This window comes from Kitasatospora sp. NPDC056327 (genome assembly GCF_042261735.1).
Taxonomy (GTDB): Bacteria; Actinomycetota; Actinomycetes; order Streptomycetales; family Streptomycetaceae; genus Kitasatospora.
Genome location: NZ_JBHJRC010000009.1, coordinates 22,157 through 36,717, shown reverse-complemented (window position 1 = coordinate 36,717; position 14,561 = coordinate 22,157). Strand labels below are relative to the sequence as shown.

Genomic DNA, 14,561 nt, shown 5'->3' with positions numbered 1-14,561 from the left:
TCACCCGTCATGGAGATCCTCGACACCCACCGCGCCCTGCTCGCGAAGCTGCTGCCCGGCGACGCGCCGGACGACCTGGCCGTCCACCAGGGGCAGTTCCACCACGTGGTGATCGGCACGGAGCGCGTCGTCTGCTTCGCCCGGACGCCCGCCGCGGCCGAGCGGCTCCCCGACCGGGCGGCGCGCCTGCGCGCCCTGGCCGGGCTCGGCCTCGGCTTCCGCACCCCCGAGCCGCTGGAGGAGGCCGCCGCCGCGGGCCCGGACGAGCCGGCCTACCTGGTGCTCACCCGGGTCCCCGGGGCGCCCCTGGAGGAGGACGCCCTGGAGAGCCCCGAGGCGGCCGAGGCGGTCGCCGCCCAGTACGCCGCGCTGCTGTCGGGACTGGCCGCGGCCGGCGGCGACGACCGGGCCCGTGCGGTCCTCCCGGACGCCCCCGAGGGGGAGTGGCGGGAGTTCGCCGACGGTGTCCGGGCGGAGCTCTTCCCGCTGATGCACGACGACGGCCGGGCGCGGGCCGGGCGGGAGCTCGCCGCCCTCGACGGCCTGCCCCACCTGCGCTCCGCCGTGGTGCACGGTGACCTCGGCGGGGAGAACGTGCTGTGGGAGACCGTCGACGGCCTGCCGCGGCTCAGCGGCGTGGTCGACTGGGACGAGGTCACCCTCGGCGACCAGGCCGAGGACCTCGCCGCGATCGGCGCCAGCTACGGCGAGAAGCTGCTCGACCGGGTGCTCGCGCTCGGCGACGGCGCGCCGGGCGGTGACGTCGCCGACCGGATCAGCGCGATCCGCGGCACCTTCGCCCTCCAGCAGGCCCTCTACGCCCAGCGCGACGGCGACGAGGAGGAGCTGGCCGACGGGCTCACCGGCTACCGCTGAGCACATGCCGCCCGCTCCCGCGCCGTGACCGTCTCCTCCCACCACCGCCGGCCGCTCTCGGGCAGCGCGGACAGCGGGTCGTAGAAGGGGAACCGGCGGTTGAGCGCCTCCGGGTCGTCGAGTTCGAGCCGGGTGCGGTAGTTCTTCGTCCAGTACGAGATGCCGCGCTCCCGGTCGTACTCGACGGCCTGGTGCACCCAGCGCTTGCCCACGTACGGCACGTCGCAGACGATCCTGGGCGTGGCGTAGCCGGGCAGGTAGCCCATGACGGCGAGCTGCAGCTCCTGCGCCTCGGCCAGGGTGGTCCGCCAGTGCTCGGCGCCGGGCACCATGTCGCACATGTAGAAGTAGTAGGGCAGGATGCCGGCCTCGCCCTGGAGCGCGAAGCACAGGTCGAGCAGGTCGTCCGCCGTGTCGTTGACGGACCGCATCAGCACCCCCTGGTTGCGGACGTCGCGCACCCCGGCCGCCAGCAGCGCCCCGGCGGTCTCGGCCACCAGGGGGGTGACGGAGCGGACGTGGTTGGCGTGGGTGTGCACCGCGAGGTGCACACCCCGTCCGGCGGCCGTGCGGGCGACGCGCTCCATCCCGGCCAGCACCGCCGGCTGGAGCCAGTGCTGGGGCAGTCCGACCAGCGCCTTGGTGGCCAGCCGGACGTCGCGCACGGAGTCGATCTCCAGCAGGCGGGTGAGGAACGACTCCAGCCGGGGCCAGGGCACGTTCGCCACGTCCCCGCCGGAGACCACCACGTCGCGCACCTGGGGGGTGCGCCGCAGGTGGTCGAGGATCGCCTCCTGCCGGTCGGCCGGCCGCAGCCGCAGCCGCTGCTTGCCGACGGAGGGGGTGGAGCCGCCGACCAGGTCCATCCGGGTGCAGTGCCCGCAGTACTGGGGGCAGGTGGTGACCAGCTCGGCGAGGACCTTCGTCGGGTAGCGGCTGGTCAGGCCGTCGACGACCCACATCTCCGCCTCGTGCAGGGAGTCCCGGGAGGACATCGGGTGGCTGGGCCACCGCGGGTCGCGGTCGGAGCGGACCGGGATCATGTAGCGGCGCACCGGGTCGGCGTAGAAGTCGTCGGTGAAGCCCTCGGCCTCCGCCGCGGTCAGCGGCGCCATGGTGTTGAGCATCTGCGGCGACACCAGCATGGCCATCGTCGCGTGCCGCTCCTGGTCCTCCGCCAGGTCGGCGTAGAACTTCTCGTCGAGACCGGCGCCGACCACGGCGCGCAGCTGGCGGGCGCTCTTCACGCTGTGGGCCCGCTGCCACCGGGCGTCCCGCCACTGGGCGGCGGTGACGTCGCGCCAGCCGGGGAAGCGGCGCCAGTCGGGTTCGGTCAGCTCCCGGCGACGGTAGAGGTAGGGCTGGGCCGGGGGAGGGGGCGCGGGGACGGTCACCGGGGGTCACCCCCTTCGCCTTCGAGCAGCCGGGCCAGCTCGCGCGGGCTCCCGTGGTCGAACACGTCGAGGAAGGTCAGCTCGACGCCCGTCTCCCGGTACACCTGGGAGATCAGCCGGGTGACGGTCAGGGAGTCCCCGCCCAGCGCGAAGACGGAGTCGTCCGGACCGCACGGGCGGCCCAGGATCCGCCCGCACAGCTCGGCGATCCGCAGGACCGCCGCCGGTGCGCCGCCGTCCTCCCCCGCGGCCGCGGCCGGGGTGGCGCCGGCGGGCGGCAGGGCCTCGACGGCCGCCCGCAGCGCCGCCCGGTCGACCTTGCCGGTGCGCAGCAGCGGCAGCGCGGCGACCGCCACGACGCGGTGCGGCAGCAGGGCCCGGGACAGCCGGTCCGCGCAGTGGCCGGCGACCTCGGAACCGGTGGCCGGCGCGGACGCGGACGGCACGAACACTCCGACGAGGCGCGGCTGTCCGCGGTCCTCGCCGACGGTGAGCACGGCCGCCGCGGCGACCCCGGGGCAGGTCCCGATCACCCGTTCCACCTCCGCGGGTTCCACCCGGACCCCGCGGATCTTCAGCTGCCGGTCGGCCCGGCCCGCGTGGGCGAGCGCGCCGCCGGGCAGCGCGCGGACCAGGTCACCGGTCCGGTAGCCGCGCGCGCCGGCGCCGTCCGGCTCCGGCGGGAACGCGGCCGCGGTCAGCGCGGGCCGGTCCGCGTACCCCCAGGCCACGCCCGGGCCGCCGATCCACAGCTCGGCCGCTCCGTCGGGGCCGGGCACCAGGGCCTGGCGGACGTGCGGCAACGGGTATCCGATCGGCACCGGGTCGTCGTCGCCCAGCGCCCGCCCGGCCGCGCCCCCGATCTCGGCGGCGTGGGTGACCATCGCGGTCTCGGTCTGCCCGTAGGTGTTGAGCAGCCGGACGCCGTCCGGCACCCGCTCGGACCACCGCCGCACGGTGCGGGCCTGGGCCGCCTCGCCGCCGATGACCACCAGCCGCAGGCTCGGCGGCAAAGGCTCGTCGCCCGCCGCCAGGTGGTCCACCAGCTCGTTCCACATGGCCGTGGGCAGGTCCACCACGGTGACCCGGTGCTCCCGCAGGACGGCGAGCAGGGCCGGCACGGAGCGCGCCTCGACCCGGTCGTCGACGACGAGCGCGGCGCCGCGGCCGAGCGCGGGGTAGATCTCCTCGCCGCTGGTGTCCCAGAGCAGCGAGGTCCAGTGCAGCACCCGGTCGGCCGGGCCGATGCCGAACAGGTCGGCGAGCGAGGCGGTGGCGGCGGCCAGGGCGCGGTGCGGCACGAGGACCGCCTTGGGCGTGCCGGTCGAGCCGGAGGTGAACATCGCGTACGCGAGGTCGCCGGCGGCCGGCCCCGGCCCGGCGGCCGCGCCCGGCTCCGGCACCGCGGCGTCGGCCGGCACCGCGGGCACGCCGGGGAGGGAGAGCCGGGCCAGCGGCTCGGCCCGCCCGAGCACGGCGGCCGGGGCGATGCGGGTGACCAGGTCGTGCAGCCGCTCCGGCGGGTCGGCGGGATCGAGGGGGACGTAGGCGGCGCCGGCCCGCAGCACCGCGAGGAGGCCGGCGACGGCCTGCCAGGAGCGGTCGGCGAGCACCGCGACGAGGTCGCCCGCGCCGATGCCGCGCCCGTGCAGCGCCCCGGCCAGCCGCTCGACGTGGGCGTCGAGCCGGCCGTGGCTGATCATGCCCTCCCGGGTGACGACGGCGGGCGCGTGCGGGGTGCGCCGGGAGGCGCCCGCGAGCAGTTCGGTGACGGTGGGGGGTCCGGTCACGAGCGGGCCGGTGCCCACGGCGGCGGCGCTCATGAGCGGCGGGCGCTGAGCGGGCGGAGGTCGGTCCAGACCGTCTCGATGCGGTCCAGGCACTCCTGACGGGTGCCGGTGGTGCCCTCGGGCCGCCAGCCCCCGGGCAGGGGCCGGTCCAGGGGCCACAGCGAGTACTGCTCCTCGTCGTTGACGACGACCTGGTGGGCGGTGGTCCCGGGGCTGCTCTGGCTGGTCATGCGGGCTCCTCGGGGGAGAGGTGGGCGGGGGAGCGGGGGCTCGGGGCGGGCGGGGCCCCGCGCAGGAGGTCCCGCAGGCGGTCGAGGAAGTCGCCGGCCAGCCGGCCGGCGCCGGCCGCCGTGAAGAGGTCCGTGCTGTACTCCAGGAAGCCGGTCAACCGGTCGCCCTCCCGGCCGAGTTCGAGTTCGAGGTCGAACTTGCTGGTGCCGGCGGGGACGTCCCAGAGGGTGCCGTCCAGGCCATCGAGGGCCAGGGTGTGCTCGTCGAACTCCTGGAAGCTGAACATCACCTGGAACAGCGGGGTGCGGGAGAGGTCCCGGGCGGGCCGCAGTTCGTCCACCACGTGCTCGAAGGGCACGTGACCGTCCTGGTAGGCGGCCAGGGCCTGCTGCCGCACCCGGCCGAGCAGCACCTCGGGGCCGGGCTCGCCGGAGAGGTCCAGCCGCAGGACCACGGTGTTGGTGAAGAGCCCGATCAGGGACTCCTCGGCCGGCCCCGAACGGCCGGACACCGGTGTGCCCACGCTCAGGTCGGTCCCGCGGCCGGCCCGGCGCAGCGTCGTCGCGAACGCGGCGAGCAGCAGCATGTACGGGGTGACCCGGTGGCGGCCGGCGGCCTCCCGGACGGCCCGCAGGTCCCCGGCGGGCACCACCAGCGGCACCCGGGCGCCGCGGCCCGAACGGACCGGCGGGCGGGGGAGGTCGGTGCGCAGGTCCAGTGCGGGCGCGCCGGCCAGCCGCTCGCGCCAGCGTGCCAGCGCGGCCCGGCCCCGGGGCCCGGCGGCCCGCTCGGCGCGTTCGGCGACGACCTCGGCGTACTGCGCCGCCAGCGGCGGCAGCGCCGTCGCCGGGGGCCGGCCGGAACGGGCCGCCCGGTACAGGACGGCCAGTTCCTCGCCCAGGACGGCCAGCGAGAGGCCGTCGCAGAACATGTGGTGCACCGCGCACACCAGGACGTGGTCGTCCGGGCCGAGCCGTACCAGCAGGGTCCGCAGCGGGTCCTCGGCCGCCAGGTCGAACGGGCGCAGCGCGAAGCGGGACACCTCCGCGGCGGCGTCGCCCGGGCGGTGCGCGAGGTCCAGCCGGTGCAGGCGGGCCGGGCCCGCCGGGCCGACGATCTGCCGCGGTTCGCCGTCGACCAGGTCGACCCGGGAGCGCAGGGCCCGCTGGCGGCGGACCAGCTCCGTCAGCGCGTGCTCCAGGGCGGGCACGTCCAGCGGGCCGCGCAGCCGGTGCGCGAACGGCTGGATGTACGCGTCCGACGGCCCGTCCAGCTGCTCCAGGAACCAGAGGCCGTACTGCGCCGAGGAGAGCGGCGCGATCACCTCCGCGGTGGCCCGCCCGGTCATCCGGCGGTCCATTCCAGGACGGCCATCGCGCCGGCCGCCTTCATCCGGGCCTGGGTCCAGGCCAGCGAGGACTTCCCGTCCAGCACCTCGCCGGAGACCTCCTCGCCGCGGTGGGCCGGCAGGTCGTGCAGCAGGACGGCGCCGGGCCAGCGGCCCAGGACGGCGGCGTCCACGTGGAACGGGCGGAAGGCGTCCCGCCAGGAGGCGTCGGCCTTGCTGCTCCCGGTGGTCTGCCAGCGCGAGGTGTAGACGGCGTCCACGGGGCCGGTCACGGCCGCCGGGTTGTCGCACTGGGTGACGGAACCGCCGCCGCGCCCGGCGTCGGCCGCGGCCGCCGCGAGGACGGGGGCGGGCAGCCCGTACCCGCGGGGGCAGGCGAACACGGTGTGGCAGCCGGGCTGCCGGCTCAGCGCGCGGGCCAGCGCGACGGCGGTGTTGTTGCCCTCGCCCAGGTAGAGCACCCGCACGCCGTCGAGCCCGCCGAAGTGGTGGGTCAGCGTGGCCAGGTCGGCCAGGCCCTGGGTCGGGTGCTCCTCGGCGGACATCGCGTTGACGACGGGCAGCAGGCCCCCGCCGGAGAGCTCCCGCAGCTCGCGCACCGGGCCCGCGGTGCGCACGACGAGCACGTCCAGCATGTCGGCGAGCATCCGGCCGGTGTCGGCGGCCGACTCCCCGGTGTTGGTCTGCAGGTCGGCCGGACCGAAGGTGACCGGGTGGGCGCCGAGCCGGACGGCCCCGGTGGTGAAGGCCGTCCTGGTGCGGGTGGAGGTCTTGGTGAACAGCATCCCGGCCAGTCGGCCGGCGAGCGGCCGGTCGTGGGCGTCGCGGTCGGCGTGGAGGTCGATGGTGCGGCGGACGATGCGCCGCACGGCGCCGTCGTCGAGGTCCGCCAGCGAGTAGAGGCCCGGGCGGCTCACCGGTCCGCGCCGATCAGGTCGAGCCGGGTGCCGAGCCCCTCGGCGGACGCCCGCGCGAAGACCCGCTCCAGCAGCCCGACGTCCAGGACCGCCATGCCGAACGGATTGCTGACGACCACCCCCCGCCCGGGGCGGCGGGCGGGCACCGTGCCGGTGAGGACGTCGCCGAGGGTGCCGCTCAGCACCGTCGCACCGTCCGCCCCCGCGCCGGCGCCGGGCGGCAGGACCCGGCCCTCCGCCATCAGCCGGCCCAGGACCCGGCGCGGGTTCTCCCGCACCAGGGTGACGTCGTCGACGAACACCGCCTCCGCCCGGTCGAACACGTCCGGCCGCAGGTCGTCCAGGGACACGTGGGCGACGAAGCTGCCGGGCCGCAGGGCGGACGCGTCCAGGTAGCCCGCGTCCGAGACCGTCACCGTGATCACCACCGGGCTCGCCGCCGCGGCCCGCTCCGGCCGCTCGTGCGCGGTGACGGTGAACGGCAGGCCGCTCGCCCGGACCCAGTCGGCGAAGGCCGCGGTGCGCGCCGGGAGCAGGTCGTGGACGTGCAGGGCGCGGACGGCGGGGAAGTACCGGGCCAGCAGCTCGGCGTGGCTGCGGGCCTGCGCCCCGCAGCCGATCAGCGTCACCTCGGCGAACTCCGGCGGACCGAGGTGGCGCAGGCTCGACATGGTGTACGCGGCCGTGCGCAGCGCCGACAGGTAGGCGGCCTCGGCGAGGACGACGGGCCGGGCGGTCTCCGGGTCGAAGAGGAAGGTGCAGCCGCCCGCCCGCTCCCTGCCCAGACCGGGGTTGGAGGTCGCGGCGTTGATCAGCTTCATGCCGTACGCGGTGGACCCGGGGCCGCCCACGGCGCCGAGCATGGCGATCGAACGGCAGTACGCGCCCTCGGCGTTGGTCCAGGGCAGGTAGCCCTCGGCGGGCAGCCCGGTGTGCCCGGCGGCGTGCGCCCGCAACACGGACTCCACCGCCTCCACCGGGTCGATGGTCCCGGCGCAGGCCCGGACGGCCGCCCGGTCCAGGAACAGCAGCCCTTCGGACGGCGCGGCGGGGTCGTGGCCGGAGCCCGCCCCGGGGGCGGTCAGCGGCGGTACGTACGAGGTCATGCTCGTCGCCCTTCGGTCAGTGGTCGGTGGTCAGATAGGCCGTGATCAGGTGCAGCAGCGCCTCGTCGGCCCCGCCGGCGAGGGCGCCGGCCCGGGCGTCGCGCCAGGCGCGTTCGACGGGTCCGCCGTCCAGGTAGCCCTCGCCGCCGTGCACCCGCAGCTGCGCCTCGGCGGCCTCGCGCTCCAGCCGGGTGGCCCGCAGCTTGGCGATGCTCGCCTGCCGCAGGGCGGGCCGGTCCTCCTGGAGCAGCCGGAAGACCTCGCCCGTGTACTGCTCGACCAGCGCCAGCTCGGCGTCGAGTTCGGCCAGTGCGAAGGAGACCGCCTGGTGCTCGGCGAGCCGCCGGCCCAGCACGCCGCGCTCCCGGGCCCGGCCCAGTGCCCCGGCCAGGGCCCGTTGGGCCCGCACCGCGGCGACGGCGGCCAGGAAGGCGCGCTCCCGGGTGAACACCCGGCTCAGCCACTCGTAGCCGGTGCCGGGCTCGCCCAGCACGTACTCCCGCGGCACCCGCACCCCGGTGAACTCCAGGCTCCCGTGGTCGCAGGCGCGGTTGCCGAGCTTGGCCCCGTAGCGTTCCCGGACCACCCCGGGCAGGTCCGCGGGCACGACGACGAGCGCCAGCGAGTCGAGGCCGGTGGCGGCCGTGTCCGCCGCGGTCAGGTGGCAGAGCACCACGGCGAAGTCGGCGACGGACCCGTGGGTGATGTACGCCTTGCGGCCGTCGAGCACGACCTCGTCGCCGTCCGGAACGGCCGTGGTCCGCACGGCCGCCAGGTCCGAGCCGCCGCCCGGCTCCGTCGCCGCCAGGGCCGCCACCCGCTCACCGCGCACGGCGGGGCGCACGAACTCCTCGACGACGCGCCCGGAGCCGGCCGCGGAGAGCAGCGGCAGCACGATGTCGGTCTGGACGGACAGGCTCATCGCGGGCGAGCCGGCCGCGAGCCGGCCCAGCTCCTGCGCCCAGACGTAGGAGTAGCCGAGGTCCAGGCCGAGCCCGCCGTGCCCGGCCGGCAGCGTCAGGCCCAGCAGGCCCTCCCCGCCGAGCCCGCGGTACAGCTCGTGCACGGGCATGGCGCCCGCGCGTTCCCACTCGTCGACGGCGGCGCACTCGCGCTCCAGGACGGACCGCACGGAGGTGCGGAACAGTTCGTGCTGCCGGGTCAGCCTCATGCGACGCCTCCGGTCACCGCGCCGGTGACCCTGTCGAGGGCGAGCAGGTACTGCTCGGCCCATGCCTGTACGGTCGGGCGGCGGAAGAGCGACGGCCGGTAGGTGACGGTCAGCGACGGCCGGGCCGCGCCGCCGCCCGACAGGCCGAACGCGAGGTCGAGCTTGCTCTGCCGCTCCGCGGGGTCCTCCTCCACCCACCGGAAGCCCAGCGAGGGGTCGGGTCCGGGGCTCCCGGCGAAGTCCTGCACGGCGAGGGAGACCCGGGCCAGGGGCATCCGGGTGCCGTCCCGGGCCGCCCCCAGCAGGGACACCAGCCGGTCGAACGGATAGGTCTGGCACTCCAGCGCCTCGGCGGCCTCCAGGCGCACCCGGGCCAGCAGCTCGCGGACGTCCCGCACCCCGGCCAGCCGCACCCGGGCCACCGCCGTGTTGACGAACAGGCCCACCGTCCGCTCGTCCTCCGGCCGCACCCGGCCGGCCATCGGCACGGCGACCAGCACGTCCTCCGCGCCGCTGATCCGGTGCAGCAGCACGCCGAGGGCGGCCAGGCCCAGCGTGAGCCGGGTGTGACCGGTCTCGGCGCCGGCCCGGGCCAGTGCCCCGGCGAGGGCGCCGGGCACCGGCAGCACCACGTCGTCGCCGTCCGCGTGCGGGTCCACCGGCAGCGGGTCCTCGGGCAGCGGGAGCGTCTCGGGGCGGTCGGCGAACCGGCGGGCGACCCGCTCGGCCAGCGCGGGCCAGCGCGCCGACTCCTCCTCGCGCTCCCAGCGCACGTGGTCGGAGAACCGGGGCCCGGGGTCCGCCGGCCCGCCCGCGCCGGCGGCGGCGGCGCGGTAGGCGTCCAGGAAGTCGGCCACCAGGATGCCCAGACTCCACCCGTCGCAGACGATGTGGTGCACCACCAGTTCGAGCCGGTAGCGGGACACGGCGGTGCGCACCAGCACGACCCGGGACAGCGGCCCGGTGTCCAGCGGCAGCGGTGTGCCGCGCAGCAGCCTGACCCGCTCGGCCAGCAGCCGTCGGCCCACCTCCGCCGGCAGCGGCGCCACGTCCAGGTAGCCGAACCCGGTGAGCGGCCCGGGCTCCACGACCTGGACCGGCTCGGCGCCCTCCCCGTCCGGCAGTTCCAGCCGGACCCGCAGTGCCTCGTGCCGCTCGACGACCCGGGTCCAGGCCGCCCGGGCGAGGGCGGGATCGAAGTCGCCGGTCACGTCGAAGGAGGCGGTGACCAGGTGGTCCAGGCGGTCAGCGTCCACGGCGTGCAGCAGCCAGACGCGGCGCTGCGCCGCGGACAGCGGGAACCGGCGCGGTCCGCCGGCCGCCGTGCCCGGGTCCTCCCGCCGGCCGGCGGCGGGTGCGGGGGCGGGCCCGGCCGGCGGCCCCGCGGCCGGGCCGGTGGCCGCCAGGTGACCGGCCAGCTCCTGCGCGGTCGGGTGGTCGAGGACGGCCGTCGCGGGCACCCGCCGCCCCAGCGCCCGGCTCAGCCGCCCGGCCACCCGCACGGCGAGCAGGGAGTTCCCGCCGAGCGCGAAGAAGTTCGCCCGCGGCGGCACCTGCGGGACGTCCAGGACCTCCCGCAGGGCGGCCGTCGCGGTTCCCAGCAGGCCGTCGTCCACCGGTGCCGGGGTCATCGGCCACCCCCTTCCGCCGCCGTGCGGCGTGCGTCCAGCGCCTGTTCGAGGTCGCCGGAGAGATCGGTCAGGAGCTGATCGCGCCGCTCCCGGAGGTAGAAGTGGCCGCCCGGATAGCCGCGCCGGACACCGGCCGCCGAGGTCAGCTCCGTCCAGCCGGCGCACCCGGCCGCGGGGGCGGCGGGGTCGTCGTCGCCGCTGATCACCACGAAGGGCGTGGCGAGCGGCGGCAGTTCGCGGTACCGGTAGGCGTCGTGCAGCCGCAGGTCGCCGCGGAGCGGGCGCAGCACCATCTCCCGCCACTCCGGGTCGTCGAGCAGCTCGCCCGGCCCGTCCGCGTCGAGGCGGCGCATGTACGCCAGCAGCTCGTCCGTGCCGCGCGGCGCCGGGGCGGCGGGGAGGTCCCCGGCCGGCATCCGCTGCGGCGCGAGGTGCGCGGACGCCACGAACAGCACCGGGTCCGGCAGTCCGCGCCGGCGCAGCTCCCGCAGCAGCTCGAAGCCCGTCAGCGCGCCCATGCTGTGGCCGAACACCGCCAGCGGACGGTACGCCAGGTCGCCGAGTGCGTCGGCGATCAGGGTGACCAGGGCGGCCCAGTCGGTGACCGGCTCCTCCTCGAACCGGTCCTCGCGGCCGGGCAGCCGCACCGCCACCGGCTCGAAGCCGCCCAGCCCGTGCCACTCCCAGCCGGCGAAGGACAGGGCGCCGGCGCCCGCGTGGGGCAGGCACAGCAGCACCGGGCCCCCGCCGTCGCGCCAGTCGCCCGCACAGGGCCGCAGCCACCGCGGGTCGGTGCCCGCCGGTCCGGACATCACGGTTCCCATCCCTCAGCCCTCGTCCCCGCCGGTGCCGGCGGCCAGTTCGGCGAGCGCGGCCCGCCAGAGCGCGGCGGGTTCCGCGAGGACGGCCTCCGGCAGGTCCCAGCCCGTCAGCCGCAGCCGCAGCCCGTCGGGGCCCGCCACCACCGTGAACTGCACGGCCCCGGACATCGCCGGGTCCGGCGCGGTGGGGCTGTCGTGCTCCGTGATGCCGCCGGGGCCCGGCCCGGGCTCCGCGCCCTCCACCGCGACCACGAAGGAGCCGGTCAGCGGCGCCCGCCGCCCGGGCCAGCGCAGTGCCAGCTCCGGGCAGTGCGCCAGCACCGCCGCCGACCAGTGCGTGAACGGCTGGGCGCGGCGGGCCCATTCGCCGATCGCCGAGCGCAGCGCGGCCGGCCCGCCCGCGCCCGCCTCCACCAGCAGCGGGGCCGTGTCCGAGAGGTTGGCGACCGGATCCCCCGCACCCGGCGGGCCGGCCGGGCGGCCCTGCCGGGGCAGCGTCACGGGCACGGTCGCCAGGCCCAGCCAGCGGTGCGCCGCCAGCGCGGCGGCCGCGACCAGCCGGGGCTCCCACTCCCCGGCTGCGCCCGGCGGCAGCACCTCCGGGGGCAGGGCGCCGAGCTCCACCACGGCGACCGTGCCGTCGTGGGTGACCAGCGGGCCGAGCCGGCGCTGTGCCTCGCGCTCGGCGTCCAGGAAGGCGCCGACGTGCGGTCCGGGCCGCATCCGGCTCGCCTGCCCGGCGAGCGCCGCGAGCCGTTCCGGCAGCGGGACCGGCGGCGCGGGGGGCCCGGTCAGCGCGAGTCCGGCGGCGAGTTCGGCGGTGATCCGGCGCAGCGCCGGGCCGTCGACCAGCAGGTGCCGCACGGCCAGCAGCAGCCGCGGGCCGGTGGGCAGCCGCAGCAGCGCGGCGGCGACCGGCAGTCCGTGCCGCAGCCCGGTGCGGGCCGTCAGCAGGGGGCGCACCGCGTCGGCGAGCGCGGCCGATCCGCCCTCCAGGACGGGCAGGTCGAAGCGGTCCACCCGGATCTCCCGCAGCGCGGGCCGCGGGCCGCCGAGGTCCAGCCGGGAACGCAGCAGCGGGTGACGGGCGATCACCCCGGCCAGGGCGAGGCGCACGGCCTCCGGCTCGCAGCCGACGGGCAGCCCGAGGTCGAGCACGGCGTGGTCGCCGGTGTCCTCGGTGTCCCCGCCCAGGAGCGCGAGTTCGGTGGCCGGGGGCAGCGCGAGGAGCGGACCGCGGCCGTCCGCGAGCTCGTGCCGGGGCACCGGGAGGACCGGCGCCGCGGCGGCGGCCGGGACGGCGGGGCGGCCCCCGGCACCGGCCGGGGCGTCCGCGGCGTCCCGGGGCCCCGTCGTCGCCCGGGCGGCCAGCGCGCGCACGGTGCGGGCCTGCAGCAGGTCGGCGGCGCGCAGGACGACCCCCTGGTCCCGGAGCAGGGCCACCACCCGGAAGGCGAGCAGCGAGGAGCCGCCGCGGGCGAAGAAGTCGTCGTCGGCGTGGACCGCGGGCAGCCCGAGTACCTCCGCCCACGCGGAGGCGATCGCGGTCTCCACGGGGCCGTCCGGCTCGGCGCCCCCGGTGCCGGCGTCGTACCCGGCGACCAGCCGGACCAGGGCGCCGTCGTCCACCTTGCCGTTGCCGGTCAGTGGGACCTGCGCGACCGGGGCGATCACGTGCGGGACCATGTACGCGGGCAGCCGCTCGGCGAGTTCCGCGCGCACCCGCTCCGGCGCCAGGTCCTCGGCGACGTAGCCGCACACGAGCTGGGCCGCCGGTTCGGTGCGCAGCACCACCGCGCAGCCGGTGACCCCCGGGACGGCGGCCAGCGCGGCCCGGACCTCCTCCAGTTCGATCCGGTACCCGGAGACCTTCACCTGGCTGTCGGTGCGGCCCTGGAATTCGAGCACCCAGGTGCCGTCGTGCTCGACCAGGCGGGCGAGGTCCCCGGTCCGGTAGAGCCGTTCGGTCCCGCCCCGGCCGGTGGCGGCCTCGTGGAAGGCGCGCCGGGTGGCCTCCTCGGAGCAGTAGCGCCGCGCCAGCCCCGCCCCGGCCAGGTGGAGTTCGCCGGTGATGTGGGGCGGGCAGAGGGCGCCGTGCCCGTCCAGCACGTACGCGCGGTAGTTGGGCAGCGGGACCCCGATCGGCACCTGCCCCTCGGTGGTCACCGGGTCGACGAGGAACTCCGTCGCGTTGACGGTCGCCTCGGTGGGCCCGTAGACGGTGTTGAGCCGCGCGGGCGAGTCGACCACGCGGTGCCACCGGTGCGTCTGGTGGAAGAAGTACGTCTCGCCGCCGACCACGATCCAGCGCAGCGCGGGCAGCGCGGTGCGCTCCCTGCGCGCGGCCACCTCCAGCAGCTGGAGCCAGTGCGGGGTGACGATGTCCAGGTGGGTGATCCGTTCGGCGGCCAGCCAGTCCAAGAACTCGCCGCCCTCGCGCTGCACCTCCTCGGGCACCACCACCAGGCAGGCGCCCGCCGTCCAGGCGGGGAAGAGCTGCTGGACCGACGGGTCGAAGGTCAGCGGCGCGGTCTGGGCGAGCCGGTCGTGCGGCACCACGTCGTGCCGTTCGGCGTACCAGTCGCAGAAGTTGAGCAGCGCCGCCTCGTCGGTCACCACGCCCTTGGGGGTTCCGGTGCTGCCGGAGGTGTAGATGACGTACGCGGTCCGCCGGGGCGCCGGGGCGGGCGGCGCGGGAGCGGGCCCGGCATCGGGCAGGGGATCGGCGTCGGGCAGGGGATCGGCGGCGATCCAGCCCGGCGGGGCGGCGGCCGGCCCGCCGGTGCTGATCCGCACCCGGAGCCCGCCGCCGACGGCCGCCAGCGCCGCCGCCGCCCCGGCCTCGGCGACCAGGGCCACCGCGCCCGAGTCGGCCAGCACGAACTCCTGCCGCGCGGCGGGCGTGTCGGGGGCCAGCGGAAGGTAGGCGCAGCCGGTCTTGAGGGCGGCGAGCAGGGCGGCGTAGTCGGCCAGCCGGCGGGTCGCGGCGACGGCGACGGTGTCGCCCCCGCCGACGCCGTGCCGGGTCAGCAGCGCGGCGAGGCGGTCGGCCTCGGCGTGCAGCCGCCGGTAGGTCCAGGTGCCGTCCAGCGCCTGCACGGCCGGGGCGTCGGGGCGGCGGGCCGCGGTGTCCGCCAGCAGGGCGGCCAGGGCCGGTCCGTCCGGCCGGGCGGTGGCGCGGTCGTTGAAGGCCAGCCAGGCGGCCCGCTCCTCGGGGCTCAGCGGGGCGTCCGCGAGCGGGCCGGGGGCGGCCGGGGTGTCCGGGACGGTCGTCAT

General features: G+C 77.5%; 11 protein-coding genes. 1 reads left to right on the top strand and 10 read right to left on the bottom strand.

Annotated features, from left to right (window positions below; translation table 11 throughout):
• Window positions 1-9: 9 nt before the first annotated feature.
• Window positions 10-876 (top strand): viomycin phosphotransferase, encoded by an 867-nt coding sequence (gene vph, locus ACFCX4_RS02685; RefSeq protein ID WP_376138253.1) that lies wholly within the window; start codon window positions 10-12, stop codon window positions 874-876.
• Here vph and ACFCX4_RS02680 read toward each other — a convergent pair.
• From ACFCX4_RS02680 to ACFCX4_RS02635, 10 genes are read right to left on the bottom strand one after another with little or no spacing between them, the layout of a single operon-like run.
• A complete protein-coding gene (locus ACFCX4_RS02680; RefSeq protein WP_376138251.1) occupies window positions 867-2,270 on the bottom strand; it encodes a KamA family radical SAM protein in 1,404 nt (467 codons plus the stop codon). The two genes, vph and ACFCX4_RS02680, sit on opposite strands and share 10 nt — an antisense overlap.
• The gene (locus tag ACFCX4_RS02675; RefSeq protein ID WP_376138250.1) at window positions 2,267-4,060 is read right to left on the bottom strand and encodes a non-ribosomal peptide synthetase; all 1,794 of its coding nucleotides are present in this window, start codon (window positions 4,058-4,060) and stop codon (window positions 2,267-2,269) included. The genes ACFCX4_RS02680 and ACFCX4_RS02675 overlap by 4 nt, the downstream gene beginning before the upstream one ends.
• 29 nt (window positions 4,061-4,089) lie before the next feature.
• The gene (locus ACFCX4_RS02670) at window positions 4,090-4,290 is read right to left on the bottom strand and encodes an MbtH family protein (protein ID WP_376138248.1); all 201 of its coding nucleotides are present in this window, start codon (window positions 4,288-4,290) and stop codon (window positions 4,090-4,092) included.
• Complete coding sequence (locus ACFCX4_RS02665) at window positions 4,287-5,639, bottom strand: condensation domain-containing protein (RefSeq protein ID WP_376138246.1); 1,353 nt, start codon at window positions 5,637-5,639, stop codon at window positions 4,287-4,289. Before ACFCX4_RS02665 ends, ACFCX4_RS02670 begins: the two co-directional genes overlap by 4 nt.
• Window positions 5,636-6,556 carry an ornithine carbamoyltransferase gene (locus ACFCX4_RS02660; RefSeq protein WP_376138245.1) on the bottom strand — a complete coding sequence of 307 codons (921 nt, stop codon included), beginning with the start codon at window positions 6,554-6,556 and terminating at the stop codon, window positions 5,636-5,638. Before ACFCX4_RS02660 ends, ACFCX4_RS02665 begins: the two co-directional genes overlap by 4 nt.
• A complete protein-coding gene (locus ACFCX4_RS02655) occupies window positions 6,553-7,662 on the bottom strand; it encodes a hypothetical protein (RefSeq protein ID WP_376138244.1) in 1,110 nt (369 codons plus the stop codon). Before ACFCX4_RS02655 ends, ACFCX4_RS02660 begins: the two co-directional genes overlap by 4 nt.
• 16 nt (window positions 7,663-7,678) lie before the next feature.
• The gene (locus tag ACFCX4_RS02650) at window positions 7,679-8,833 is read right to left on the bottom strand and encodes an acyl-CoA dehydrogenase family protein (RefSeq protein WP_376138243.1); all 1,155 of its coding nucleotides are present in this window, start codon (window positions 8,831-8,833) and stop codon (window positions 7,679-7,681) included.
• Window positions 8,830-10,464 carry a condensation domain-containing protein gene (locus tag ACFCX4_RS02645; protein ID WP_376138242.1) on the bottom strand — a complete coding sequence of 545 codons (1,635 nt, stop codon included), beginning with the start codon at window positions 10,462-10,464 and terminating at the stop codon, window positions 8,830-8,832. Before ACFCX4_RS02645 ends, ACFCX4_RS02650 begins: the two co-directional genes overlap by 4 nt.
• On the bottom strand, window positions 10,461-11,276 hold the full coding sequence (locus tag ACFCX4_RS02640) for a thioesterase II family protein (RefSeq protein WP_376138240.1): 816 nt from the start codon (window positions 11,274-11,276) through the stop codon (window positions 10,461-10,463). The genes ACFCX4_RS02645 and ACFCX4_RS02640 overlap by 4 nt, the downstream gene beginning before the upstream one ends.
• Window positions 11,277-11,291: 15 nt before the next feature.
• The gene (locus ACFCX4_RS02635; protein WP_376138239.1) at window positions 11,292-14,561 is read right to left on the bottom strand and encodes an amino acid adenylation domain-containing protein; all 3,270 of its coding nucleotides are present in this window, start codon (window positions 14,559-14,561) and stop codon (window positions 11,292-11,294) included.